This window comes from Phocaeicola acetigenes, assembly GCF_027529745.1.
In the GTDB taxonomy this organism is placed as follows: Bacteria; Bacteroidota; Bacteroidia; order Bacteroidales; family Bacteroidaceae; genus Phocaeicola; species Phocaeicola acetigenes.
Genome location: NZ_JAPZVM010000011.1, coordinates 13,338 through 37,664, shown reverse-complemented (window position 1 = coordinate 37,664; position 24,327 = coordinate 13,338). Strand labels below are relative to the sequence as shown.

Annotated in this window: 24 protein-coding genes and 5 tRNA genes; 14 read left to right on the top strand and 15 right to left on the bottom strand. The window is 41.4% G+C overall.

Translation table 11 applies throughout. The annotated features are described in order from the left end of the window. Positions 1–136: 136 nt before the first annotated feature. A complete protein-coding gene (xerD, locus tag O6P32_RS11550) occupies positions 137–1,048 on the bottom strand; it encodes a site-specific tyrosine recombinase XerD (RefSeq protein ID WP_269878648.1) in 912 nt (303 codons plus the stop codon). 66 nt (positions 1,049–1,114) lie between these two features. Between xerD and aroQ the strand changes: the two genes are divergently transcribed. From aroQ to O6P32_RS11525, 5 genes are all read left to right on the top strand, one after another. Continuing rightward, complete coding sequence (gene aroQ / locus O6P32_RS11545; protein WP_178267022.1) at positions 1,115–1,543, top strand: type II 3-dehydroquinate dehydratase; 429 nt, start codon at positions 1,115–1,117, stop codon at positions 1,541–1,543. A gap of 20 nt (positions 1,544–1,563) precedes the next feature. After that, on the top strand, positions 1,564–3,024 hold the full coding sequence (gene pyk / locus O6P32_RS11540) for a pyruvate kinase (RefSeq protein ID WP_178267023.1): 1,461 nt from the start codon (positions 1,564–1,566) through the stop codon (positions 3,022–3,024). Positions 3,025–3,040: 16 nt separating this feature from the next. Beyond that, on the top strand, positions 3,041–3,679 hold the full coding sequence (locus O6P32_RS11535; protein ID WP_269878645.1) for an O-methyltransferase: 639 nt from the start codon (positions 3,041–3,043) through the stop codon (positions 3,677–3,679). 5 nt (positions 3,680–3,684) lie between these two features. Further along, complete coding sequence (gene rbfA, locus O6P32_RS11530; RefSeq protein WP_178267025.1) at positions 3,685–4,020, top strand: 30S ribosome-binding factor RbfA; 336 nt, start codon at positions 3,685–3,687, stop codon at positions 4,018–4,020. A gap of 139 nt (positions 4,021–4,159) precedes the next feature. After that, complete coding sequence (locus O6P32_RS11525; RefSeq protein ID WP_178267026.1) at positions 4,160–5,386, top strand: FtsX-like permease family protein; 1,227 nt, start codon at positions 4,160–4,162, stop codon at positions 5,384–5,386. 141 nt (positions 5,387–5,527) lie between these two features. Here O6P32_RS11525 and ahpF read toward each other — a convergent pair whose 3' ends face one another. The 9 genes from ahpF to ribD all read right to left on the bottom strand — a co-directional run bounded on the left by ahpF (position 5,528) and on the right by ribD (position 16,302). Continuing rightward, positions 5,528–7,075, bottom strand: a complete 1,548-nt coding sequence (gene ahpF, locus O6P32_RS11520; RefSeq protein ID WP_269878643.1) for an alkyl hydroperoxide reductase subunit F — start codon at positions 7,073–7,075, stop codon at positions 5,528–5,530. Positions 7,076–7,092: 17 nt separating this feature from the next. Next, the gene (ahpC, locus tag O6P32_RS11515) at positions 7,093–7,659 is read right to left on the bottom strand and encodes an alkyl hydroperoxide reductase subunit C (protein WP_178267028.1); all 567 of its coding nucleotides are present in this window, start codon (positions 7,657–7,659) and stop codon (positions 7,093–7,095) included. A 192-nt stretch (positions 7,660–7,851) separates the two neighbouring features. Then, the gene (gene murI, locus O6P32_RS11510) at positions 7,852–8,682 is read right to left on the bottom strand and encodes a glutamate racemase (RefSeq protein ID WP_178267029.1); all 831 of its coding nucleotides are present in this window, start codon (positions 8,680–8,682) and stop codon (positions 7,852–7,854) included. A 119-nt stretch (positions 8,683–8,801) separates the two neighbouring features. Next, positions 8,802–9,347 (bottom strand): OmpH family outer membrane protein, encoded by a 546-nt coding sequence (locus tag O6P32_RS11505; RefSeq protein WP_178267030.1) that lies wholly within the window; start codon positions 9,345–9,347, stop codon positions 8,802–8,804. A gap of 62 nt (positions 9,348–9,409) precedes the next feature. After that, a complete protein-coding gene (locus O6P32_RS11500; RefSeq protein WP_178267031.1) occupies positions 9,410–9,925 on the bottom strand; it encodes an OmpH family outer membrane protein in 516 nt (171 codons plus the stop codon). A 108-nt stretch (positions 9,926–10,033) separates the two neighbouring features. Then, a complete protein-coding gene (gene bamA / locus O6P32_RS11495) occupies positions 10,034–12,682 on the bottom strand; it encodes an outer membrane protein assembly factor BamA (protein WP_178267032.1) in 2,649 nt (882 codons plus the stop codon). 2 nt (positions 12,683–12,684) lie between these two features. Beyond that, positions 12,685–13,422, bottom strand: coding sequence for an isoprenyl transferase (locus tag O6P32_RS11490; protein ID WP_269878641.1), 738 nt, complete (start codon positions 13,420–13,422; stop codon positions 12,685–12,687). A gap of 25 nt (positions 13,423–13,447) precedes the next feature. Continuing rightward, the gene (locus O6P32_RS11485) at positions 13,448–14,920 is read right to left on the bottom strand and encodes a DUF6242 domain-containing protein (RefSeq protein WP_269878639.1); all 1,473 of its coding nucleotides are present in this window, start codon (positions 14,918–14,920) and stop codon (positions 13,448–13,450) included. 332 nt (positions 14,921–15,252) lie between these two features. Beyond that, positions 15,253–16,302 carry a bifunctional diaminohydroxyphosphoribosylaminopyrimidine deaminase/5-amino-6-(5-phosphoribosylamino)uracil reductase RibD gene (gene ribD, locus O6P32_RS11480; protein WP_269878729.1) on the bottom strand — a complete coding sequence of 350 codons (1,050 nt, stop codon included), beginning with the start codon at positions 16,300–16,302 and terminating at the stop codon, positions 15,253–15,255. 32 nt (positions 16,303–16,334) lie between these two features. Between ribD and prmC the strand changes: the two genes are divergently transcribed. The 9 genes from prmC to O6P32_RS11435 all read left to right on the top strand — a co-directional run bounded on the left by prmC (position 16,335) and on the right by O6P32_RS11435 (position 22,263). Continuing rightward, positions 16,335–17,180 carry a peptide chain release factor N(5)-glutamine methyltransferase gene (gene prmC / locus O6P32_RS11475; RefSeq protein WP_178267035.1) on the top strand — a complete coding sequence of 282 codons (846 nt, stop codon included), beginning with the start codon at positions 16,335–16,337 and terminating at the stop codon, positions 17,178–17,180. Beyond that, complete coding sequence (locus tag O6P32_RS11470; RefSeq protein WP_269878638.1) at positions 17,177–17,650, top strand: regulatory protein RecX; 474 nt, start codon at positions 17,177–17,179, stop codon at positions 17,648–17,650. The genes prmC and O6P32_RS11470 overlap by 4 nt, the downstream gene beginning before the upstream one ends. Beyond that, positions 17,634–18,323: a ComF family protein gene (locus O6P32_RS11465; RefSeq protein ID WP_269878637.1), complete on the top strand. Its 690-nt coding sequence runs from the start codon at positions 17,634–17,636 to the stop codon at positions 18,321–18,323. The genes O6P32_RS11470 and O6P32_RS11465 overlap by 17 nt, the downstream gene beginning before the upstream one ends. 101 nt (positions 18,324–18,424) lie before the next feature. After that, positions 18,425–19,060 carry an orotate phosphoribosyltransferase gene (pyrE, locus tag O6P32_RS11460; protein WP_178267038.1) on the top strand — a complete coding sequence of 212 codons (636 nt, stop codon included), beginning with the start codon at positions 18,425–18,427 and terminating at the stop codon, positions 19,058–19,060. 106 nt (positions 19,061–19,166) lie between these two features. After that, complete coding sequence (locus O6P32_RS11455; RefSeq protein WP_178267039.1) at positions 19,167–19,592, top strand: SRPBCC family protein; 426 nt, start codon at positions 19,167–19,169, stop codon at positions 19,590–19,592. 10 nt (positions 19,593–19,602) lie between these two features. Beyond that, positions 19,603–20,943, top strand: coding sequence for an argininosuccinate lyase (gene argH, locus O6P32_RS11450; protein ID WP_269878636.1), 1,341 nt, complete (start codon positions 19,603–19,605; stop codon positions 20,941–20,943). Between the two features lie 75 nt (positions 20,944–21,018). Then, positions 21,019–21,091: transfer RNA gene (locus tag O6P32_RS11445), tRNA-Gly, on the top strand. Between the two features lie 10 nt (positions 21,092–21,101). Beyond that, positions 21,102–21,186, top strand: a tRNA-Leu gene (locus tag O6P32_RS11440). Between the two features lie 84 nt (positions 21,187–21,270). Then, the gene (locus O6P32_RS11435) at positions 21,271–22,263 is read left to right on the top strand and encodes a metallophosphoesterase family protein (RefSeq protein ID WP_269878635.1); all 993 of its coding nucleotides are present in this window, start codon (positions 21,271–21,273) and stop codon (positions 22,261–22,263) included. 121 nt (positions 22,264–22,384) lie between these two features. Here the strand turns inward: O6P32_RS11435 and O6P32_RS11430 are convergent, their stop codons facing one another. The 5 genes from O6P32_RS11430 to O6P32_RS11410 form a co-directional block, all read right to left on the bottom strand. Further along, positions 22,385–22,825 carry a hypothetical protein gene (locus O6P32_RS11430; protein WP_178267042.1) on the bottom strand — a complete coding sequence of 147 codons (441 nt, stop codon included), beginning with the start codon at positions 22,823–22,825 and terminating at the stop codon, positions 22,385–22,387. A 79-nt stretch (positions 22,826–22,904) separates the two neighbouring features. Next, positions 22,905–23,831: a magnesium transporter CorA family protein gene (locus O6P32_RS11425; RefSeq protein ID WP_178267043.1), complete on the bottom strand. Its 927-nt coding sequence runs from the start codon at positions 23,829–23,831 to the stop codon at positions 22,905–22,907. 185 nt (positions 23,832–24,016) lie between these two features. Continuing rightward, positions 24,017–24,090: transfer RNA gene (locus O6P32_RS11420), tRNA-Asn, on the bottom strand. 24 nt (positions 24,091–24,114) lie between these two features. Then, positions 24,115–24,188 (bottom strand) — tRNA-Asn (locus O6P32_RS11415). Between the two features lie 23 nt (positions 24,189–24,211). After that, positions 24,212–24,285 (bottom strand) — tRNA-Asn (locus O6P32_RS11410). Between the last annotated feature and the right edge of the window lie 42 nt (positions 24,286–24,327).

Here is a 24,327-nt window from a genome sequence, read left to right as displayed (position 1 = left end):
GTATAATATCTTTGTTTACTCAAATTTATTTGGGGCAAAGATAAGAAAAACTCCCTTATCTGTTGACTTTTATATCTGTTTTTTTTAGCAAATGTGAAGAAAAACCGTCAAAAAAGCTGGAAAAATCTTCTATTTGTCATTTTTTCTTATTCCGGGGGTGATGTTCTATAATTTCTTGGCGTAGTCTGCTTCGGTCAATATGTGTGTAAATTTCGGTCGTTCCAATACTTTCATGTCCCAGCATACACTGTATGGCACGAAGATTAGCTCCTCCTTCAAGTAAATGTGTTGCAAAAGAATGTCGGAAGGTGTGGGGGCTGATTTCTTTTGTTAAACCGATCCTACTAGCTAGTTCTTTGATGATGTGAAAAACCATGATACGAGAGATGTTTTTCCCAAACCGGCTTATGAAAACAAAGTCTTCAAACTCTGGTTTAATCAAACCTTCTCCTCTGCTGATAAAGTAGTTTTTTAGTTCGGTGATAGCTCGGGGGGAAATTGGAACTAATCGCTGCTTGTTTCCTTTTCCTTCTACTTTTATAAATCCTTCGTTAAGATATAGATCAGATAGTTTCAAGTTGCATAATTCTGAGACTCGTAGTCCACAACTATATAAAGTTTCTAAAATGGCGCAGTTACGTTGTCCTTCCCGGGTACTTCGGTCTATAGAGCCAATCAGACGATCTATTTCTTCTACAGTCAGTACATCAGGCAAATGTTTCCCTATTTGTGGCGCCTCCAACAATTCGGTAGGGTCTTGTGCAATGTAGTCTTCTAGAAGTAAATAGTGGTAAAAGGAACGAATGCCAGAAATAATACGTGCTTGCGAGCGAGGGTGTATACCAATGTCGTGTAATCCAGCTACGAATTGTTCCAGATCGTGTAATGTAATATCTGCGTAATGGATGTTTTCCAGTGTCAAATAGGCAAAAAGTTTATCTAGATCGGTAAGGTAAGCCTGTATCGTATTATCTGATAACGACTTTTCCAAGGTTAAGTATTGTCTATACTTTATTATTATCTTTTCATTTTTCTCGTGAGATTTCATTCTTTTTTCGTATATTTGTCGCAAATTTCTCGACAAATGTATGAAAACTTCAGGAGAAAAACAGATATGAACATACAAATCATCAATGGCCCTAATATCAACTTGTTGGGCAAAAGAGAACCTTCCATTTACGGTGCAGTTTCTTTCGAAGATTATCTGCAGCAGCTTAAAGCGAAGTATCCGGAAATAGAGATAGGGTATTATCAGTCGAATGTGGAGGGAGAGATGATTAACCGGCTTCATGAGGTCGGTTTCTCCTGTGATGGGATAATATTAAATGCGGGTGCTTATACACATACCTCCATCGCCTTACAGGACGCTATTCGCGCTATTACAGCTCCTGTAATAGAAGTACATATTTCCAATGTCCATGCTAGAGAAGAGTTCAGACATAAATCTATGATATCTTGTGCGTGTAAAGGCGTTATTTGTGGGTTTGGATTGGATTCTTATCGACTTGGGGTAGAGGCCCTGTTAACAGAAAGAAATAAATAACTGTTTTATATAGAAATAATATGATGCTTAAACAGACTAAAATCGTTGCGTCCATTTCGGATTTGCGTTGTGAAGTGGATTTTATCAGAGATCTTTACAATGCCGGTATGAATGTGGTCCGTATGAATACAGCTCATGCGAACCGTGAAGGCTTTGAAAAGCTAATTGCAAACGTTCGTGAAGTGTCTAACCGTATCGCTATTTTGATGGATACCAAAGGTCCCGAAGTGCGTACAACAGCAAGTGCAGAAGGACCTATAGATTATAAAATTGGAGATAAAGTAAAAATTGTAGGTAAGCCTGATCAGGAAACAACTCGTGAGTGTATTGCTGTAACTTATCCAGGATTTGTACAGGATCTTTCAGTGGGTGCATCTGTATTGATTGATGATGGAGAGTTAGCACTGGAAGTGAAGGAAAAGGATGCAGATACTTTGTACTGTGAAGTAACCAATGATGCTACATTGGGAAGCCGTAAGAGTGTAAATGTACCGGGAGTACGTATCAACTTGCCTTCTTTAACAGAAAAAGACCGCAATAACATCTTGTATGCAATAGAAAAGGATATTGATTATATTGCACACTCTTTTGTCCGCAATAAACAAGATGTATTGGATATCCGCCAAATTTTGGATGAACACAACAGTGGTATTCGCATCATCGCTAAAATTGAAAACCAGGAAGGTGTAGACAATATTGATGAAATCCTGGAAGTGGCAGATGGCGTAATGGTTGCTCGTGGCGACTTGGGTATTGAAGTTCCTCAAGAACGTATTCCGGGTATTCAGCGTATGTTGATTAAGAAATGTATTTTGGCAAGAAAGCCGGTTATCGTAGCAACTCAGATGTTGCACACTATGATTAATAATCCTCGTCCGACTCGTGCCGAAGTTACTGATATTGCTAATGCGATTTATTATCGTACCGATGCTTTGATGTTGAGTGGTGAAACTGCATACGGTAAATATCCGGTAGAAGCAGTTAAAACAATGGCGAAGATTGCTGCACAGGCAGAAAAAGATAAGATGGAAGAAAATGATATTCCTATCCGTCTGACCCCGGAGAATGCAGATGTAACTGGATTCCTTGCAAAACAAGCCGTACGTGCTACTAATTTATTGCCGATTCGTGCAATTATTACAGATAGTTTCAGTGGTTTGACAGCACGTAGCTTGGCTGCTTACCGTGGAAAATATCCAGTATTGGCTGTTTGTTATAGTGAAAAGACTATGCGTCATTTGGCTCTTTCTTACGGTGTGGAAGCTATTTATATGCCAGAAAAAGCAAATGGTCAGGAATATTACTTTACGGCTCTCCGTAAGTTGTTGAATGATGGCGTGTTGTCGGAAACAGACATGGTTGCATATTTGAGCGGCGGTAAGGCTGGAACTAAAACATCATTCCTTGAAATTAACCAGGTAGGTGATGTGTTGAAAAATGCTGATGAATACGTGTTGCCCAATCGTAACCGTTACCTCTAAGTTATAACATAGTAATATGAAAGAAACGGACGCTCTGGATGAGTATATACTTCAACATATAGATGAAGAAGGAGATTATCTGAAAGCATTATATCGGGCGACGCATGTAAAATTATTGCGTCCCCGTATGGCTTCAGGGCATCTGCAGGGACGTATGTTGAAAATGTTTGTGCGCATGATACGTCCGAAACAAGTACTTGAGATAGGTACTTATAGCGGATATTCCGCTCTCTGTCTGGCAGAAGGATTGGAGGAAGGAGCAATGCTCCATACCTTCGAGATCAATGATGAACAGGAGGATTTTACTCGTCCGTGGCTGGAAGGTTCTCCGTATGCTGATAAGATAAAGTTCTATATTGGCGATGCTCTGGAGATTGTGCCAGGGATGGATATAACCTTCGATATGGCATTTGTAGATGGGAACAAGCGTTTTTATGTAGAATATTATGAAATGATTCTGCAAAAGATGCATTCGGGAGGTTACATTATCGCCGACAATACGTTGTGGGATGGACATGTGCTCGAAGAACCGCATCACACAGATACGCAAACCATCGGAATAAAGAAATTCAATGATTTAGTAGCAGCTGATACGCGTGTGGAGAAGGTTATTCTCCCTTTGCGTGACGGGCTGACTATCATACGTAAAAAGTAATAGATATGGAAACAACCAGACAAAATAAGATTGCTCGTCTTATTCAGAAAGAATTGAGCGAAATATTCTTGTTGCAGACTAAGGCAATGTCGGGAGTACTGGTATCGGTCAGTGTAGTTCGTATCAGTCCGGATATGAGTTATGCGCGTGTATATTTAAGTATATTCCCTTCGGAGCGTAGCGAGGAAATTGTAAAGAATATCAATGACAATATGAAGTCCATTCGTTTTGAGTTGGGCAATCGTGTTCGTCATCAATTACGTATCATTCCGGAGTTGAAGTTCTTTGTGGATGACTCGTTGGATTATGCTGCACATATTGATGAGTTACTGAAGAAGTAATAATCGAAATAAACAATAAACAATTGACAATTGGCCACTGAATGTAGACAAAGGAAGCAGACAAATAGTAGACGCGAACTTTGTACATCAATGGTCAATTGTTTGTTTTTGATTGTTAATTATTTGTCCTCAATAGAATATGAACTTCCCTTTTTATATAGCCAAGAGATATCTTTTTTCAAAGAAATCGCATAATGCGATCAATGTTATTTCTGCCATTTCGGTGTGTGGAGTCGCATTGGCTACATTGGCTTTGGTGTGTACACTTTCTGTATTCAATGGCTTTCAAGATTTGGTTGCTACTTTCTTTACGGCATTCGATCCGCAGTTGAAAATAACGGCTGTAAAAGGAAAAGTTTTCGATGGACAAGATCCTAGAATATTGCAGATACGAGAGCTTCCGGAAGTTGAACTGTGCTCAGAATCTCTGGAAGATAATATTATGGTGCAGTATCAGGATAAGCAGACAATGGCTGTATTAAAGGGTGTAGAAGATAATTTTGATCGTCTTACCCCCATAGACAGTATTTTATTTGGAAGGGGAGAGTTAATTCTTCACGATGAAGTGGTCGACTATGCTATTCCCGGCATTCAACTACTTTCTACTCTGGGGGCAAGTATCCGTTTTCTTGATCCTCTCGAAATCTATGCTCCTAAACGAGGAGCTAAAGTCAATTTAGCTAATCCGTCTACAGCTTTTTCTACGGGACAGTTATTTTCTTCAGGCTTGGTTTTTGCTGTTAATCAGGAAAAATATGACGGTTCTTACATCCTTACTTCCTTAAGATTTGCTCGTGACCTGTTTCAGTATACTTCAGAAGTCAGTGCTATTAATTTGAAATTAAAGCCAGAGGCTGATACAGATGCTGTGAAAGAAAAAATAGAACAGATTTTGGGAGAAGACTTTTGTGTATCCGACCGATACGAGCAGCAGGCAGATACTTTCCGTATCATGGAAATAGAAAAGCTTATCTCTTACCTTTTCCTTACCTTTATTTTAGTCATTGCTAGTTTTAATGTTATTGGTTCATTATCGATGCTTATTATAGACAAGCGGGACGATGTGAATACATTACGAAATTTAGGAGCCAATGATAATCAGATTGTCCGTATTTTCCTGTTCGAAGGTCGTATGATTTCTTTTATTGGAGCTTCACTTGGTGTAGTATTAGGTTTGTTCTTATGTTGGCTACAGCAGAAATATGGCCTGATAGCCTTAGGAAGTTCGGGAACTTTTGTGGTAGACGCCTATCCTGTGAGTGTACATCTGACAGATGTAATAGTGATTTTCATTACAGTATTGGCCGTAGGTTTTCTTTCTGTATGGTATCCGGTACGTTTCTTGAGCAAGCGATTGTTGAAGTAAAACTTGTATCGATATATGTGATGAATACTGCATTACAGGCTACATAGAAACAAGAGTGTCATTCGGAATGAAATGCAGTCGAGTAATCTCTTCCTTATTATATTCCGAATGACAATTTTATATTCTTTATATATACATAGACTAACTTCTTATTTTATCTTCAAAAGCCGAAAGAGCAGCTTTGGCACCTTCTCCCATAGAGATGATAATCTGTTTATAAGCCACATCCGAGACATCGCCGGCAGCATAAATACCAGGCACGGACGTGCGGCAGTTACGATCGGTTAGAATCTCCCCGGCACGGTTTACTTCCACTATCTCTTTAAACAACTCGCTATTGGCAGAGAGCCCTATTTGTATGAAGACACCATCGAATGGCATTTGCATTTCTTCACCGTTTTCCCGGTTCTTCAGCCTTAATGCATTCATTGAATTTCCGTCGCCTATCATTTCAAGGGTTTGTGTACTTGTCAATACTTTTACATTGGAAAGTGTACGCAGTTTATGTTGAAGGACGGTATCTGCCTTCAGGTTATCCATAAATTCAATAACTGTTACTTCCGAACAGATTCCTGCCAAATCAATAGCTGCTTCTACTCCCGAGTTTCCTCCTCCGATTACTGCTACTTTCTTGCCTTTATAAAATGGTCCGTCACAATGCGGACAGAATGCAACTCCCCGTCCGATATATTCAGTTTCTCCCGGTACGTTCAGTTTTCTCCACGATGCTCCGGTTGCAATAATCAGAGACGGTGCACGAAACTCTTCACCACCTTTAGTACGAAGTATTTTTTCGTTTCCTTCTACTATACATTCTTCAATTTTACGGTTATCATAAATGTCGATATGATATTCCTCCAAATGTTTGCGTAGATTACCAGCTAAGTCTTTTCCTGTAGTATATGCTACTGAAATGAGGTTTTCTATACCTACGGTCTCATTAACTTGTCCTCCTATTTGTCCCGCTATGAGTGCAACTTTCAATCCTTTTCGTGCCGAATAGATAGCGGCTGATGCTCCGGCCGGACCTCCACCAGCTATCAATATATCGAAGTGACGGGTAATGGGAGTGTTATCATTTATATCAGTAGTTTCTGTGTTGGCTTCCAGTTTATCTAGTAGCTCGCCGAAAGAGCTTCTTCCAATATGCAGTCTTTCTTTACCGAGGAATACGGTGGGGACTGCTTGTATTTTAAGACGATCGCTTTCTTCCGGAAACAAAGCTCCGTCAATAGCTGTATGTTTAATTTGAGGATTCAACAGTGCCATCAGATTGAGTGCCTGTACTACATCGGGACAGTTTGTGCAGCTGAGCGACATGTATGTAGTCAGCTGGATATTTCCCTGCAATCGCTTTAAGCGATTAAGCGTTACTGAATCCGGAAGGTTCTTGCCTTTCCCATCAGCATTAAGTATCGCAAGAATCAGCGAACTGAATTCGTGTCCGCCTGGTACTGCTTTGAAGCAGACTCCGGTGTCCTCTCCATTTTTCAGAAGATGAAACTCCAGACTTTCTCCCTCTGCTATGCGGCAAGAGAGTTTATCCGAGCAGGAAGCAGTATCCTCTAATAATTCTAGTAAATCCCTGCGAGACTCATGTCCCGCACGTACTTTTATGTCGAATACATAGTCGGCTTCCAGTGCTCTGAAGAGAGTTTTCAGTTGTTCTTTCAATGATGCATCCAACATAACTCCTCCTTTCCTGTTCAGATTTTACCAACAAGGTCGATACTTGGCTTCAGAGTTTCTGCTCCTTTCTTCCATTTAGCAGGGCAGACTTCACCGTCGTGTGCTGCTACAAACTGAGCTGCTTCTACTTTACGCAACAATTCGTCCGCGTTACGGCCAATGCTGTTATCCTGTATTTCTACTAACTTAATCAAACCTTCCGGATTTACCACGAAAGTACCGCGATAAGCCATACCGTCTTCTTCAATCATTACGCCAAATGCACGCGATAAGGCTCCGGTAGGATCGGCCAGCATCGGATATTGAATTTTACGGATGCTTTCAGATGCATCATGCCATGCTTTGTGCACAAAATGCGAATCAGTGCTTACAGAATAAACTTCCACTCCCATTGCTTTGAATTGTTCGTATTTCTCTGCCATATCTACCAGTTCGGTAGGACACACGAAAGTAAAGTCAGCAGGGTAGAAAAAGAAAATAGCCCATTTGCCTTTCAAATCTTCGTTTGATACTGTAACAAACTTTCCGTTATGATATGCCTGTACTTTAAACTCTGGAATTCTTGAATTGATGATTGTTGTCATAAGCTCTATATTTTAATATTATAAATTTGTAATTATTACAATGCAAAGGTAAAGCAACCGTTAAAGGCTAGCAATACCTAATTATAGGTATTTTATATTTGTAATAATTACAATTGAATAAAGATAGAGTAATACAGGAGACTAGATAGACTAAAAAGATATACCAATAAAAGAGGATAGAGAAGAATATTGTTACTCTAAAGAAATGCTGCGCACATGAATCTGTTCGTGTAGAAAAACCGAGGCTGATTCCTGAAATTTATCGACAGATTCAGTAGTAAGAAACTCACATTTTCCTCCAGTAGCGCAACGTTCTTTCATTTCCGGGTGACGGTGCAGATAATCTTTCAGGCTTCGGCTGACGTATTCTCCTTGTGCGACAAGGCGGATATGTGCAGGAGTAAAGGTTCTGATCTTGTCCATAAGTAGCGGATAATGCGTACATCCTAAGATAATAGTGTCAATATCCGGATCTTTTTCAAGTAGTTGATTGATATATTTTTGAACAAAATAATCTGCTCCTTCCTGGTCAAATTCATTATTTTCTACCAAAGGTACCCACATAGGACAAGGAACTCCCGTAACATGAATGTCGGGAAACAGTTTGCGGATTTCAAGGGGATAAGATTCTGACTTGACTGTACCGGCAGTAGCCAGCAATCCTACGTGACGGCTTTTGGTCAGTTGACCGATGCACTCGGCTGTAGGTCGTATAACCCCCAGTACTCTTCGGCTTGCATCTAGATGTGGAAGATCATTTTGCTGTATGCTTCTCAACGCTTTTGCCGAAGCTGTGTTGCATGCGAGGATGACAAGCGGACATCCCAGCTCGAAGAGTTTTCTGACAGCTTGCAGGGTAAATTCGTATACCACCTCAAAAGAACGTGTACCGTATGGCGTACGTGCATTATCTCCCAAATAAATATAATTATATTCCGGAAGCAGTTCTCTGAACTTGTTGAGAATAGTCAGTCCTCCATAGCCGGAGTCGAATACGCCGATAGGTCCTGTCTGTACATGCATGGTGAGAAGTTTTTTGGATAGGTTATAAAGAATAGCGAAGAATCTCGAACAGAGAGCACGTATTATGTGCAACGAGATTCTTCGCTATTGTTCAGAATGACAATATAGTCTTCTTAATATTACTGAACCGGAGCAGCAGCCGGAGTAGCTGGAACAGCAGTCAGGCTGATACCCAATTTAGTTTTGATGTCATTAGTTACATCTTTTGATACAGTTTCATCGATATAAGGAATATCAGTTCTGTTCAAGTCGAATACATAAGTATATCCGCCGGCAGCACCAACAGCTTTCACAGCATCTTCCATTTTTTTGTAGATAGGCTCCATCATTTCACCATAAGCCTTTTGCAACTGCTGCTGTGCTTCCTGCTGGAACTGCATTCCTTTTTCAGACATTTCCTGCAATTCTTTTTGACGACGTTCCTGAATATTCTGTGGCAGTGATTTCTGTTCCTGCTGATATTCTGCATACTTTTTGTTAAACTCGTCAGAAGCACGTTTTATTTCGTCTTCGTACTGTTTCTGCATAGTCTGAATGTCAGTCTGTGCTTTTGCATATTCTGGCATAACTGGGATAATGTCCATTGACTTGAAGTGTGCAAACTTCTGTGCGAAGACACTCATCGGAGCGATGAGTAAAAGTAAAAAAGCAATTTTCTTCAACATAATTCTTAGTTTCTATATTTGTTTATAATTGTTCTTGTTTACGATTGTGCAAATGTATAAAATTAATTTGAATATCCTAATTTCGAAAGAATTTCATTACTGATATCAATGCGCGGAGAAGCAAATATCATGCTTTGTGCCGATGCCCGGTCCAATACAACATCGTATCCAGCCTGAGTGGCTACTTCTTTTACGGCATTGTAGATAGCATCCTGAATAGGAGTAATCAGTTCCTGACGTTTTTTCATGATGGTACCTTCCGGTCCAAAATAATTCTTACGCAATTCGGCCGCTTCTTTTTCTTTTCCTACAATTGCTTCTTCTCTGGCTGTTTTTTGTGCCGCAGTCAGCGATTCTGCATCTTTCTGGTAGCTTTCATAAAGTTTCTTCGCTTCTGCTGTTTTAGCTTCTATTTCGCTTTGATACTGTTTGGAAAGAGCTTCCAATTGTTGGTTAGCCTGTTCGTAAGCCGGAATCTGTTTCAAGATATACTCCATATCAATCAAGGCAAAGCGTTGTGCATTTGCTGTCATCATACAAGCTATAAATAACACGGTAGATAGAATAAATCTTTTCATAGGCCAAATATAATTAAGGGTTAAGAAAAAAAGAATGAAGAATTAAAAATGAAAGAAACAGTCTGTTCAATCTATTCCCCATTCTTGATTCTTCATTCTCTGAATATTTTAGAATTCTTGTCCGATAATGAAGTGGAACTGGCTTCCACCATACTGTGTCGAACCGTTAATCTTATCAAATCCGTATGCCCAGTCAATACCCATCATACCAATCATCGGGAGGAAGATACGTACACCGACACCGGCAGAGCGTTTCAAACTGAATGGATTGAATTTTCCAACTTCTGTCCATGCATTACCTGCTTCTACGAAGCCCAGTGCATAGATACTGGTTGAGTTTTCAAGCATCAGCGGGTAGCGCAATTCTGCACCCAAACGAATATAAGCGTAACCTTCACTTCCGTAAGGAGTCAGGGCTCCATTTTCGTAACCACGCAGTGCAATCGTTTCCGAAGCGTAGTTGTAACTGTATCCTGTCATACCGTCACCACCTACATAGAATGTTTCAAACGGAGAACGTTTGTACTTGTTGAAGTGCCCCAGAAGACCAAACTCAGTACGTGTCATGATTACCGGACATTTTTGGATATCCATCAGCGCTGTATAAGTTTTGGCTTTAAATTTCCATTTGTGGTATTCAATCCATTTATACATGCTGGCTGCATCTTCGTAATTGTCTTTTCCGTATGTAGAATAGTCTTTATTGCTAAACAAAGAATACGGAGGAGTAATTTGCAGTGAAGCACTGAACTCGGAACCGTAACGTGGGAAAATCGGGTTATCGGTAGAGTTACGAGACAAAGTCAGGTTCAGGCTTAAGCTATTACAGTTACCGGTATTCATATACTGACCGTTGTTCAGCATAATGTACAGATAGCTCCAGTCTTTCAGCATAAAGCGTTGGTAAGACAGTTCGGCAGACAGTGTAAAGTAGTCATCCGGCCATCTCAGACGCTTACCCCATCCTACGGAAACACCAAACATCTTGATAGACTTGTCTGGGTCGTAGTAAGATTCGTAGTTATCGTAATATCCACCGTACATGTTGCCGTAGCCGTACAGGTAGTTGTAATAGTTGTTCATATAAGCCGAGTTATAGTACTGGCTGCTGACGTCGGTCTGTATAGAGTAGAATGCCGATACAGAGAATGACGTCGGACGTTTTCCTCCAAACCAAGGATCGAAGAATGATACACTATATGACTGATAGTACTGACCGTTCGTCTGTCCGCTGATGGTTAAAGTCTGTCCGTCGCCCTGTGGCAGGAATCCTCGGTAGTTATCGTTTTTACGGAATAAGTTGGCAAACGAGAAGTTTGTAAATTTCAAACTCAGTTTACCGATAATACCGGTTTGTCCCCATCCGGCAGAGAATTCTACCTGGTCATTGGCTTTCGATTCCAGTTTCCAGTTAATATCTACTGTACCGTCTTCCGGATTAGGCTTGATTCCCGGATCTATATTTTCAGGGTTAAAGTGTCCCATCTGAGCAATTTCACGGTAAGAACGTTCGATTGCTTCTTTACTGAAGAGGTCTCCCGGACGTACACGCAACTCACGGCGTACAATGTTTTCGTACAAACGGTCGTTACCATTGATGCGTACATGTTTAATAGAAGCCTGTGGACCTTCTACAATACGCATTTCCAGGTCAATAGAGTCGTTGTTGATGTTTACTTCTACCGGATCAAGGTGGAAGAAGACATATCCACGGTTATAATAGTTATTTCCGATAGCATCTTCATCGGTATTGATACGGTCGTTCAGCAATTTCTGGTTGTATACATCACCATGTTTCATGCGGAGCTGTTGGCTCAGCAAGTCCGAAGGATACACTGTATTACCTACCCAGGTAATGTTTCTCAGATAGTATTTTGTACCTTCTTCAATTTTCATGTATACATCAACCGTCTTATCATCGTAAGCAGATACGCTGTCTTCTACGATTTGGGCGTCACGATATCCCAATTCGTTATATTTTTCGATAATTTTCTGTTTATCTTCTTCGTATTTTTCTTCGATGAATTTCTTGGTGCGGAACAAGTTGATGAGTTTACCTTTTTCGTTGGTTTTCTTCATCACACGTTTCAGCTTTTTATCGCTCAGCACAGAGTTTCCCTCGATGGTAATTTTATGTACCTTTACTTTGGCTTTCTTGTCGATATTTACATCTACGTAAACTTGTTCTTTATTTGCAGTATCCTCACGTTCTATAATGTTGACTTCTGCATTCTTGAAACCTTTTTCATCAAAATGCTTCTTGATAATGATTTTGGCACGGTCTATCATGTTCGGAGTAATCTGCATACCCTTAACCATGTTTCCCAGTTTCTGCTGTAAATCTTCACGTTCGCTCTTTTTTACTCCATGAAAAGCGATATCGGTGATTCGCGGACGTTGAGTCAGCTGAATGCGCAAATAAATTTTATTTCCTTCAATCTTGTCTGCTACAATTTTTACGTCGGAGAACAAGCCGTGACGCCAGTATCGTTTTACGGCACTGGTAATGTCGTCTCCGGGCACAGTAATCGTTTGTCCTACAGCTAAACCAGATATGCCAATCAGGACATAGTCTTCGTAATTCTTAATACCATCCACTTTGATATCGGCTATTTCGTATTTTTTCGGAGTTCCGTTATACAGAATAACCGGAGTATCGCTGTTAGTCGTTGTATTATTCTCCTGTGCATATCCGTTTGTGGTAAAACAGAATACACTTGTCAGAGTCAATAGGATGAGGGAAAAACAGTATCGCATCTTTACTTTAATATTTGTTCACTTGTTTTGCCAAATCGGCGTTCTCTTCTTTGATAATCACAAATAGCTTTATATAACTCTTCAGCTTTGAAATCCGGCCAGAATGTATCGCAGAAATACAATTCCGAGTAGGCACATTGCCAAAGCAGATAGTTGCTGAGTCGGATTTCTCCACCTGTACGTATCAGCAGTTCCGGATCCGGCATATAGTTTGTTGCCAAATGCTCGTCTATAGTTCGGTCGGTAATGCTGTTGATATCCAGTTCTTTATTTGCTACTTTCCGGGCTATGTTTTTTACAGCTTCAGTCAGTTCCCATTTTGAAGAATAGCTTAAGGCCAATGTGAGACACATCCCCGTATTACCGGATGTTCGCTGTATGCAATGGTTAAGACGTTCCAACACGTTGGCCGGGAGTTTATCTGTGTCGCCTATGATACGGAAGCGGATGTTGTTTTTCATGAACGTTTCCTCTTCAAGAGAGTCCATAAGCAAATTCATCAATGCTGACACTTCCTCTGCCGGACGATTCCAGTTCTCGGTAGAAAAAGTGTACAGAGTGAGATATTTCACACCCAATTTTGCCGCTTCTTCGGTAATGACGTGTACGGTTTCCGCTCCTGCCTGGTGTCCAACGGTACGTATTTCTCCCCGTTGTTTAGCCCAGCGTCCGTTTCCATCCATGATGATGGCAATGTGTGCCGGAATCCGTGTCCTGTCTATTTGTTCTTTATATGACATAGCGTATAAGTTCAAGATTGATAGTTTACCATTTTGGTGCAAAGCCCAAATGATTGATTCGTCCTCTGCTCATTGAGCCGTCGCCCCAGATAATCCAGATGAAATTATGCTCATCTACAGTACAAGAGTAGCTTTGAGTTTCTGCATATCTTTCAGTGAAGGTCTTGTCATCCTCTGTCGGTTTGGCAAACGTTTCATGGATAGCAATGTTATCCCAACTTAATCCGTTGTCTGTTGAGCTGTAGAGTAATGCAAATGCTTCATGAGTACCGTCGGATGCCTTTGATGCACCACCAAATGCATATAGTTTTTTATTGTAATAAATCATAGTTGGGTTAGTGATATTAGGACAACTCAATGTATCTGGCTGTGTATAGGTTATCCATGAGTTATCACTCGACAGACGGCTACATACAATACCGGTTTTTTCGCTAGCCGTTTCTCCGCTACTCATTACTATCGTACGATAGAGTGTATTATTGTGTGATGCGGGTACTGTGACAGCAGAAAACGGTTGTGCAGTTGCAGGGAATATAATCGGTGCAGAGCCATCGCCGTCGTCTGTGCAAGAATAAGCTCCATTGCTTACAGTCAGGCTGGTAAAGGTCTTTTCGGTGTTGGCTTTGCGGGCATATAAAGTGGTATTATGGCCGGAAATCAGTTGTGAAAAACCTTCAGTGGCATTTGCAACCTGAATTTCTTCATAGCCATTTGTTGTCAATTTGTACAATTTGCTTTGTGCAAGGAAATAGATTTCATTATTCCATAAAGTGGCAGAATAAGGATCTGTATTTTGAGGAAGCGGAGTTTCCATTTCTTTCCATGCGCCCGGAACAGCACCCGAGAAGTCGCTGTTGTAGCTGATTGTAGTGTACTGAAGTGTTGGAGTTCCGTTGGCTATACCAAATACATAAATCTTATTGTCTTTGTAGATGGCTTTCTGTTCTGTCAGGTCGGTAGTGAATGTATGTGTATCGTATACAGAGTGCCAAATCAATGAATCCGGATCCTGGGTGTGTACATTGATTTTAACTGTATAGGGACGACCTTTTGATAAATCGTATGCAGTCACCTGGAATTGAAGCGGGCCGAATGAGAAGTCAATAGAGTCGGTACTGGTCCATAAGGTATCGGTCGGTTCACCATCAGCCGATGTCTTTTTCCCGTATAAAATATAATTGCTGTCTGCTGTTATTTTGGTAATAACTTTTGAAATGTCTGTTCCAACCGGCAGCGAGTCTTTATTTTCGATTGTTCTATTAATCTGGTCAATGGTGAAAGGATAATCTCCCATACTCATGGTATCGATATAAGCAGAATCGGCGATACCATGGCTACTGTTTCCCAGAACTTTTATTTTCAGGGTACCCAGTGAAAACGATTTGATACTGGAATCGGAACTGTATGTCATTTCTGTTACCTCAGTATCCAGACACGAGGTAAATGTAGAAGTCGTCAAAAACAAGCCGACGAGGGCTGGTAAAAACTTTATTTTCATTTGCAAATGATTTCTATTATTACAAGTTGCAAAAGTAGAAAGTTTTTTTTCGAATCACCACTTTTGTGTCAAGTTTTATATAAAATTATGGATAAACGTGCCTTTTTTATCTGCCATTCAGAAGATTTTATCCGCAATAGAGTGTAATGGAAACCTATGGATGTATGATGGAATGAGACTGGGTACACAGGTAGATGGGATAAGTAAGGACTTTTAACCGACGCCGTCGGACGGTCATTCGGTGATGTCGTTTTTATATTCGGCATCGCCGGCTGTTCGGCCGACGACGCCGGATGAAGAAAAGAATTTGTATTTTAAATATATTTATCTGATTATAAACTGTTTTCTTTTGGGATATAATGTGCGGTAGTAACTCCGCCTCGTTCGAAGTAAGTAGCCTGTATTCCAGCTGGAATAAGAGGGGCCTTTACACCTTGTTGCAGAGAAGTACGGGAATGTTCCACATAGATTTCGTCCCAATATCCACTGTCGATAAAACTTTGTAAGAGCTGACTTCCTCCTTCGACCAGCAGTGACTGGATTTTCTGTTCGTACAGATAATCGGCTATCTGGGGAATAATGGACCGGTTAAAATCCAACCGGATGTAGTGGATAGCGTCTGTAGACTCTTTTTCACGATTGGTAAAGACACAGGTGGAAACTGAACCGTCGAACAGTTTCAGCGAAGAAGGAAGGGTTAATTCTTTGTCGATTACAAGACGAAGCGGATTTTTTCCGTACCAATGGCGTGTTGTCAGTGACGGATTGTCGAGTAAAGCCGTTTTCCTTCCTACAAGAATAGCCTTATGCTCTGCACGCTGTTTATGCACGTACATGGACGTGAGTGGAGTAGATAAAACTACCGGGCTGCCTCCTTCACGAAGAATGTCGATAAACCCATCGCTCGACTGTGCCCATTTTAATGTGATATAAGGGCGTTTTCGGGTATTGAAAGTGATGAAACGTCTGATGAGCTCCTGGCATTCTTTTTCTAAGACTCCTACTGTAACCTGAATTCCTGCATCCTGTAATTTACGTATTCCTCTGCCTGCTACCAGAGAGAAAGGGTCTACGCAGCCAATCACTACCCGGGGAATGCCTTTACTGATAATCAGGTCGGCACATGGCGGTGTTTTGCCGTAGTGTGAACAAGGTTCCAGACTGACATAGATAGTCGATTCTTTGAGTAACGCTTCGTCTTTTACCGAGCGGATGGCATTGACCTCGGCGTGACCTTCTCCACAGCGGATGTGGTATCCTTCTCCAATGATGCGGTCTTTGTACACGATGACGGCTCCTACCATGGGATTAGGAGCTGCATTGCACAATCCGTTTCGTGCAAGCTGTATACAGCGGCTGATATATTTTTCGTCTTTTGTTATCATCTTGTATTTTATTTTTAAATTTGCATATTATGCATCCTATTTACACATATATAAAAAATACATTGTCTGGAATTTATCCCGACACAGAGACTTCTGCTTTGGCGAAATGGATATTGACTGAGTTATTCCAATTCTCGGTGACAGAACTTTATACAGGCAAAGATATGAATTTTCCGGAGGATAACCGGAGAAAACTGGAGGAGATTCTGGAGCGCTTGAAACGTTATGAACCGTTGCAGTATATCATCGGTGAGGTTTCGTTTGCCGGTCTGTGTCTGGAAGTAACGCCCGATGTACTGATTCCGCGTCCTGAAACTGCGGAGCTGATAGACTGGATTGCTGCGGACTATTCTCGTGGGGGAGTCCGTATCTTGGATATCGGAACAGGAAGCGGATGCATTCCGATTGCTTTGGCAAACCGTCTGCCGGAGGTACAGGTTACTTCGTGGGATGTTTCGGAAAAGGCTTTGCAGGTAGCTGCACGGAATGCAGACAAGAATAAAGCCCGTGTTTTGCTGGAAAGAGTCGATGTGTTGTCTGCTGATATTCCTTCGGTGCAGGTGGATGTGTTGGTCAGTAATCCTCCTTACATCACGGAGAGTGAGCGGGCGGAGATGGAGCGTAATGTGCTCGACTGGGAACCGGAACTTGCTCTTTTTGTGCCCGATACCGATCCTTTGCTGTTTTATCGGCGGATAGCGGAAATCGGACAGCAGATATTGTGCGAAGGAGGAACTTTATATTATGAAATAAACCGTGCATACGGCCCGGAAACTGTGGCATTGCTGCAGGAAATGGGGTATGGGCAAATTGAACTGAGAAAAGATTTGTCTGGCAACGACCGTATGATTAAGGCTGTTAAAACCATTTTATGAAAGAATATACGGAAGCAGAACTGAAATATAAGGCCGAAGCCTATTGCTCAAAATCAGAGCATTGTCCGGCAGAGGTAAGAGAAAAGCTGCGTCAGTGGGGTGCAGAACCGGAAGTGGCGGAACGGATTCTTTCCGGTTTGGCAAAAGACCGCTTTCTGGATACTTCCCGTTTTTGTCGGGCTTTTGTGCGCGATAAGTATCGCTTCAATCAGTGGGGAAGGATGAAGATTGTACAGGCCTTGCGCATGAAGCAACTTCCTTCTGAGGATATAGAGGCCGGGCTGGAAGAAATTGACGAAGAAGAGTACAGCAATGTGCTGAAATCGTTGCTGGCGCAGAAAGCCAGAGGCTTGAAGGCCGGAAACGACTATGAGCGGAATTCAAAACTGATTCGTTTTGCGGTGAGCCGCGGATTTGCGATGGACGAAGTGTTACGTTATATCAGACAAGCGGATGAGTTTCTGGACTGACTGGAAAGACTTTTTCTTTCCTCGTTTTTGTGTAACTTGCGGCAGACCGTTGCTGGCAGGAGAGAAGGCCTTGTGTGTATCTTGTATATCCGGCCTTCCTTATACAGGACTGGGGAATACATCCGGCAATGAAATGGAACGTTGCTTTTGGGGACGCTTCCCGGTAGAACGGGCTACCTCTTTGTTCTTTTATAAGAAAGACGGTCATGTAGCACAGATTCTGTATGGGATGAAATATAAGGGCCGCAAAAAGCTTTGCTTGCAAATGGGAAGGCTGATAGCAGAAGAGCTGAAACCGTCAGGGTTCTTCGACGGTGTAGATTATCTGCTTCCCGTTCCTTTGCATCCGTTGCGTAAGAAAAGAAGAGGATATAATCAGAGCGAACTGCTGGCTCAAGGTATTTCCATGTATACTCATATTCCACTTTGTACAGAAGCGGTATGCCGTATTCATAACAATGAAAGCCAGACACACAAGAGCGGGTTCGAACGATGGCAGAATGTATCACAACTTTTTCGGGCTACCGGTGCTGCACAATCGTTAAGTCATACTCATGTAATGATTGTTGATGATGTACTCACTACAGGAGCCACTCTGATTTCCTGTGCCGATGCTTTGGCGCAGGTAGAGGGGATACGGATTAGTGTCGTTACGCTTGCCTGGGCTAAATAGAATCGTCTGATAATTTTTTCATAAAAATAATGATTCATTATTTTCTTATACCAATGTATTTCCATAATTTTGCAGAAATGTTTATTAGATAATTGCTAATTATGAAAGCTTTGGAAAGATTATTCGCAGAAAAGTTACTGAAGGTAAAAGCTGTTAAGATTCAGCCAGCAAATCCGTTTACTTGGGCATCAGGTTGGAAGTCTCCTATTTACTGTGACAACCGTAAGACTTTGTCTTATCCTGCTCTACGTAACTTTGTTAAGTTGGAGATTTGTCGTGTGATTCTTGAAAAATTCGGAGAGGTGGATGCCATTGCGGGTGTAGCTACAGGAGCTATCGCACAGGGAGCATTGGTTGCCGAAGAATTAAACCTTCCGTTCGTTTACGTTCGTTCAAGTCCAAAGGATCATGGATTGGAAAACTTAATCGAAGGCGAATTGCGTCCAGGTATGAAAGTTGTAGTAGTAGAAGACTTGATTTCTACAGGTGGAAGCAGTTTGAAGGCTGTTGAAGCTATCCGTCGCGACGGTTGCGAAGTGATTGGTATGGTTGCTTCATTTACTTATGGCTTCGATGTTTCTGTAGAAGCATTTAAACATGCAAAAGTAGAATTGGTTACACTGACTAACTACAATGCAGTATTGGATGCAGCATTGAAAACTGATTATATCAACGAAGAAGATATTCCGGTATTACAGGCTTGGAGAGAAGATCCTTCTCACTGGACAGGAAAATAAGTAAAGTTTTTCTTATTAAATAATAGAGGCACGGATTACACGGAGCTCACGGTTTGGAGAATGAACCGTGTTTGTCCTTGCAATCCGTGTTCTTTTTTTAATTATTATGGTAAAGTTTGAAAGTGAAGTAAAGCATGTTCCTTATAGCCAGGAACGAGTATATACAAAATTGGCCGATTTGAATAATCTGGCTTCCGTACGTGAACGTTTGGATTTGCTGAAAGACAAGTTGGAAGGAAAACTGGAAGATATGTCGTTCGACCAGGATTCGCTTACACTGAAGGTACAGGGCATTAGTCTGACGTTGCGTATCGTGGAGCGTGAACCAATGAAGTGTATTAAATTTGAAGGAGACAAGACACCCATTCCTTTGAACTTGTGGATACAGATTCTGCCGGTTACCGATGTGGAAGCGAAAATGAGAGTGACAATTGGGGCAGAAGTGAATATGTTTATGAAAGCAATGGTATCCAAACCGCTGAAAGAAGGAGTGGATAAACTGGCAGACATGCTGGCTATGATACCTTATTAATAGTTTGATTATGGCTCAGAAACTTTGGGAAAAAAATGTGCAGGTAAATGCCGAAATCGATCGCTTTACAGTAGGGCGTGACCGTGAACTGGATATTTATCTGGCTAAGCATGATGTATTGGGCTCGATGGCTCATATTACCATGCTTGAGAGTATAGGCTTGCTGACAGCAGAAGAACTGAAGGTGTTGCTGGAAGAACTGAAAGCGATTTATGCTTCTGCAGAAAGAGGAGAGTTTGTGATAGAGGATGGTATAGAAGATGTTCATTCTCAGGTGGAATTGATGCTGACCCGTAAACTGGGAGATGTGGGAAAGAAAATCCATAGTGGACGTTCGCGCAACGATCAGGTTTTGCTCGACTTGAAGTTGTTTACCCGTGAGCAGTTGAGAGGGGTAGCCGAAGCGGTGGAAGATTTGTTCCATGTGCTGATTGCACAGAGCAACCGCTATAAAGATGTATTGATGCCGGGATATACACATTTGCAGATTGCCATGCCTTCTTCTTTTGGCTTGTGGTTTGGTGCGTATGCAGAGAGTCTGGTAGATGATATGATGTTCTTACAGGCTGCTTATAAGATGTGTAACCGTAACCCGTTGGGTTCGGCAGCCGGATATGGTTCTTCTTTCCCGCTCGACCGTGAGATGACAACTCGTCTGCTGGGATTCGATTCCATGAACTATAATGTAGTGTATGCGCAGATGGGACGTGGAAAGATGGAAAGAAATGTAGCCTTTGCACTGGCTTCTATTGCCGGCACATTGTCTAAGCTGGCTTTCGATGCCTGCATGTTCAGCAGCCAGAACTTCGGTTTTGTGAAGTTGCCGGACGAATGTACTACCGGCTCCAGTATCATGCCTCATAAGAAAAACCCGGATGTATTTGAGTTGACTCGTGCCAAATGCAATAAGATCCAGGGATTGCCACAGCAGATTATGCTGATTATGAATAATCTTCCTTCGGGATACTTCCGTGACCTTCAGATTATCAAGGAAGTGTTCTTGCCGGCTTTCGAAGAGTTGAACGACTGCTTGCGAATGGCTACTTACATCATGGATAAGATAAAGGTGAACGAACACATATTGGATGATGACAAGTATCTGTATATTTTCAGTGTAGAAGAAGTCAACCGTTTGGCTGCCGAAGGAATGCCTTTCCGGGATGCTTATAAGAAGGTAGGATTGGATATTGAGGCTGGTAAGTTTACACATAACAAACAGGTGCATCATACTCATGCCGGAAGTATCGGCAATTTGTGTAACGACAAGATTGAAGCCTTGATGAATGAAGTTGTGTCCGGATTTGGCTTCGATACGGTAATGTGTGCAGAGAAGTCTTTATTAGGACGATAATGTAATATTTATAAAAGAAAAACGGGTGAAATGTTTGGAAGGTATTGTAAAAGTTTCTACATTTGCACCCGTAACGCGGAAATAGCTCAGTTGGTAGAGCATAACCTTGCCAAGGTTAGGGTCGCGAGTTCGAGTCTCGTTTTCCGCTCTTATAGGCTGCTCGAATGGTGGAATCGGTAGACACGAGGGACTTAAAATCCCTTGGCCATTGCGGCTGTGCGGGTTCAAGTCCCGCTTCGAGTACTTGAAATGGCTTCTGTAAATTCTAAAAAGGATTTATAGAAGCCTTTTTTAATGGCATAGGTTATAATTAAAAATAAATCTTTTATGAAGAACTTTTTATTTACGGCAATTCTGCTGTTGTGCGTGGCTATGGGGAGTAATGCACAAACCAATACATTGAAATTTAATAAAGACGGTAAATTTAAGATTGTACAGTTTACGGATTTGCATATCAAATGGCAGGATACCCGTTCGGATATTGCATTTACTTGTATAAAAAATACATTGGAGGCTGAAAAACCGGATTTGGTGGTATTGACAGGTGATATTATTTACAGTGCTCCGGCTGATAAGAATTTTCGTCATGTGATGGAATTTATTTCACAATATAAGATTCCTTTTGCTCTTGCATTTGGCAATCACGACCGGGAACAGGGGTTGAGTAACGCGGAGTTGTTGAAGATTGCACGTGAGTTTCCTTATTGTGTGGCTTCGGATGTGGAAAATTTGACTGGAGATGGTAATTATACGCTGGAAGTCAAAGGAGGAAACGATGATAAAAATAAGATGATTCTTTATTTTATCGATTCGAACCGTGGTTCTTTACTTGAGGAACAGGGAGTAGGAGGTTATGATTATATTCATTTGGATCAGGTAAACTGGTATGTGAAGACGAGTCGTACTTATACCAAGCAGAACGGCGGCACTCCTCTGCCGGCATTGGCCTTCTTCCATATTCCTTTGCCGGAATATAATCTGGCTGCACAGAATGAGAATACTACATTGTATGGTATCCGAAGAGAAAAGGCTTGTTCTCCTGAATTGAATTCAGGTTTATTTGCGGCTATGAAAGAACAGGGAGATATAATGGGGGTATTTGTAGGTCATGACCATGATAATGACTATGCTGTAAACTGGTATAATATTTTGTTGGCTTATGGCCGTTTCACAGGAGGCCCTACAGAGTATATTCATATTCCTAATGGGGCGCGTGTGATTGAGTTGACGGAAGGGAAACGGATAATTGATACTTATATCCGTTTGACAAATGGCTCGATAGAACAACGGACCTCGTTTCCTGCTGATTATGTGAAATAATCGGACTGCTGATGGAATGTTCCGAAGTGAATGTTTTTACTTATATCCGGCCTTTGCAGAGAAGAAATCTGTGAAGGCCGGCTTTTTATTACAGAATGTTGAAGGTCTGTGAGGAATTCTTTTATGCCTGATCGATTGGGGAGGATGTTCTGGCTTTCTTCCAAAATAGAAGAAAGCGAATGGCTGTGCCTATAAGGGCAAGAGACAGTCCGGTGTAAAATACTGCAATAAATGATTCGGGGAGCAGGTGCAGGCGGCGTATGCCGACTCCCATTCCCATCATGACAGCCATCATAATCCATCCTTTCACATCGAAAAAGGAGAAGGGGCAGTTTTTGTGTTGCTTTTGCAGGATACGTTGTGTGTGCTTTTTATATACCTTATGAAAGATGAGTCCGAAAAAGAGGAGGAAGATGAGGCTGGCCTCACAGATTTTGAAAAGCCAATAATGGGATGTGTGAAACCAGTATGTAATACCAATCTGAAGGATATTAATGCCTGCTATCAGCCAGATTATTCCTGCTGTGATGAGTAATGTGTATTTGGAGACTCCGTATCGCATGGTGTGAATGGTTTTCTTTTGTGTGAAGTCTTGCCATTGTTCTTGAATTGGAGAGAACAATGGCAAGACTGTGGTTGGATTAGAACCATTTGATTTTTCTGAAAATAATCAGTGCTGTAACTGACAGGCAGACGGAAATGAGTGCAATCAAACTGAAAGCGTGAGGTACGTGTTCCAGATGAATGTCTACATTCATTCCATAAAAACTGGCTATCAATGTGGGAACCATCAATACAATGGAAAGGCTGGTCATGCGTTTCATGATGGTATTGACATTGTTGGATATAATGGAGGCAAACGCATCCATTGTACCTGTCAGAATGTCGCTGTAAATGTTGACCATGTTATGTGCTTGCTTCAGTTCGATAAGCACATCCTCCGTCAGTTCTGAATTTTGGTAATCCTTTTCATTGAAGATATTGCCGAGTTTTCCAATCATGGTTTCATTTCCACGGATGGAGGTGTTGAAATAAACCAGACTTTTCTGTAGGTTCATCAAACGGAGCAAGTCTTCGTTTCGGATGCTTTTTTCCAATTCTTTTTCCGCACAGCTGACTTCGTTGTTTATTTGTTTTAAGTATTTCAGAAACCATACGGCTGAGGAGTAGATTAGCCGTAAGATGAGTTCGTACTTATTAGGAACATTGATTCCTTTTCTGCGGGTATGTTCAATAAAGTCGGGAATCATTTCGGTGGAATGGTAGCATACGGATACTACAATTTCATTGTTGGTAATGATTCCGATGGGTACTGTGGTGTATGCGACTTTGTCTTGTGGGGTTTGTATGGGAATACGCAGAATAGTCAATAACCAATTTCCTTCTGTATCGGTTCGCGGACGTTCGTCGGTGTCTGCTATATCATGTAGGAAAGAAGCAGGTACTTTTAGCGTGTTTTGTAGAAAATCAAAATCTTCTTGGGTGGGGCATTCTACGTTTACCCAGCAGTGGGGAAGCCAATTGGGTTTTTCAATAAATCCGGCTTCACAATAAAGATACTTTCTCATTGTGCTATTCCTTTCTTGTTTTTGTATCCGTTGAAAGGGTAACACAAGGACATCAAAACCTTATTTTACTTCTTCAACGGAGAAGGTAAATACTTGTAAGTGTACGTTCGCGGGTTTGAATCGTCCATAATGATAGTTTTTGGGGATTTATAAAAAAAGTTCGTCTTGTTGGAGACGAACTTTTGCTCTTCAGGTTGGACTTGAACCAACGACCCTCTGATTAACAGTCAGATGCTCTAACCGACTGAGCTACTGAAGAATGATGTAATTATGTTTAGAAAAGCTCTTCAGGTTGGACTTGAACCAACGACCCTCTGATTAACAGTCAGATGCTCTAACCGACTGAGCTACTGAAGAATGGTGCAATTGTGTTTAGAAAGCTCTTCAGGTTGGACTTGAACCAACGACCCTCTGATTAACAGTCAGATGCTCTAACCGACTGAGCTACTGAAGAAGGTTTTTTCTCAATTGCGAGGCAAAGGTAGTAGGATATTTT

Bases quoted from the DNA above. Each gene is read 5' to 3' on its own strand.
- xerD (WP_269878648.1), bottom strand. From the start codon at position 1,048: ATGAAATCTCACGAGAAAAATGAAAAGATAATAATAAAGTATAGACAA.
- ahpC (WP_178267028.1), bottom strand. From the start codon at position 7,659: ATGACAACAATCATCAATTCAAGAATTCCAGAGTTTAAAGTACAGGCA.
- O6P32_RS11500 (WP_178267031.1), bottom strand. From the start codon at position 9,925: ATGAAAAGATTTATTCTATCTACCGTGTTATTTATAGCTTGTATGATG.
- aroQ (WP_178267022.1), top strand. From the start codon at position 1,115: ATGAACATACAAATCATCAATGGCCCTAATATCAACTTGTTGGGCAAA.
- O6P32_RS11485 (WP_269878639.1), bottom strand. From the start codon at position 14,920: ATGAAAATAAAGTTTTTACCAGCCCTCGTCGGCTTGTTTTTGACGACT.
- O6P32_RS11470 (WP_269878638.1), top strand. From the start codon at position 17,177: ATGAAAGAATATACGGAAGCAGAACTGAAATATAAGGCCGAAGCCTAT.
- O6P32_RS11425 (WP_178267043.1), bottom strand. From the start codon at position 23,831: ATGAGAAAGTATCTTTATTGTGAAGCCGGATTTATTGAAAAACCCAAT.
- O6P32_RS11505 (WP_178267030.1), bottom strand. From the start codon at position 9,347: ATGTTGAAGAAAATTGCTTTTTTACTTTTACTCATCGCTCCGATGAGT.
- bamA (WP_178267032.1), bottom strand. From the start codon at position 12,682: ATGCGATACTGTTTTTCCCTCATCCTATTGACTCTGACAAGTGTATTC.
- O6P32_RS11525 (WP_178267026.1), top strand. From the start codon at position 4,160: ATGAACTTCCCTTTTTATATAGCCAAGAGATATCTTTTTTCAAAGAAA.
- pyrE (WP_178267038.1), top strand. From the start codon at position 18,425: ATGAAAGCTTTGGAAAGATTATTCGCAGAAAAGTTACTGAAGGTAAAA.
- rbfA (WP_178267025.1), top strand. From the start codon at position 3,685: ATGGAAACAACCAGACAAAATAAGATTGCTCGTCTTATTCAGAAAGAA.
- argH (WP_269878636.1), top strand. From the start codon at position 19,603: ATGGCTCAGAAACTTTGGGAAAAAAATGTGCAGGTAAATGCCGAAATC.
- O6P32_RS11435 (WP_269878635.1), top strand. From the start codon at position 21,271: ATGAAGAACTTTTTATTTACGGCAATTCTGCTGTTGTGCGTGGCTATG.
- pyk (WP_178267023.1), top strand. From the start codon at position 1,564: ATGATGCTTAAACAGACTAAAATCGTTGCGTCCATTTCGGATTTGCGT.
- murI (WP_178267029.1), bottom strand. From the start codon at position 8,682: ATGCATGTACAGACAGGACCTATCGGCGTATTCGACTCCGGCTATGGA.
- O6P32_RS11465 (WP_269878637.1), top strand. From the start codon at position 17,634: ATGAGTTTCTGGACTGACTGGAAAGACTTTTTCTTTCCTCGTTTTTGT.
- prmC (WP_178267035.1), top strand. From the start codon at position 16,335: ATGCATCCTATTTACACATATATAAAAAATACATTGTCTGGAATTTAT.
- O6P32_RS11535 (WP_269878645.1), top strand. From the start codon at position 3,041: ATGAAAGAAACGGACGCTCTGGATGAGTATATACTTCAACATATAGAT.
- O6P32_RS11455 (WP_178267039.1), top strand. From the start codon at position 19,167: ATGGTAAAGTTTGAAAGTGAAGTAAAGCATGTTCCTTATAGCCAGGAA.
- O6P32_RS11490 (WP_269878641.1), bottom strand. From the start codon at position 13,422: ATGTCATATAAAGAACAAATAGACAGGACACGGATTCCGGCACACATT.
- ahpF (WP_269878643.1), bottom strand. From the start codon at position 7,075: ATGTTGGATGCATCATTGAAAGAACAACTGAAAACTCTCTTCAGAGCA.
- O6P32_RS11430 (WP_178267042.1), bottom strand. From the start codon at position 22,825: ATGCGATACGGAGTCTCCAAATACACATTACTCATCACAGCAGGAATA.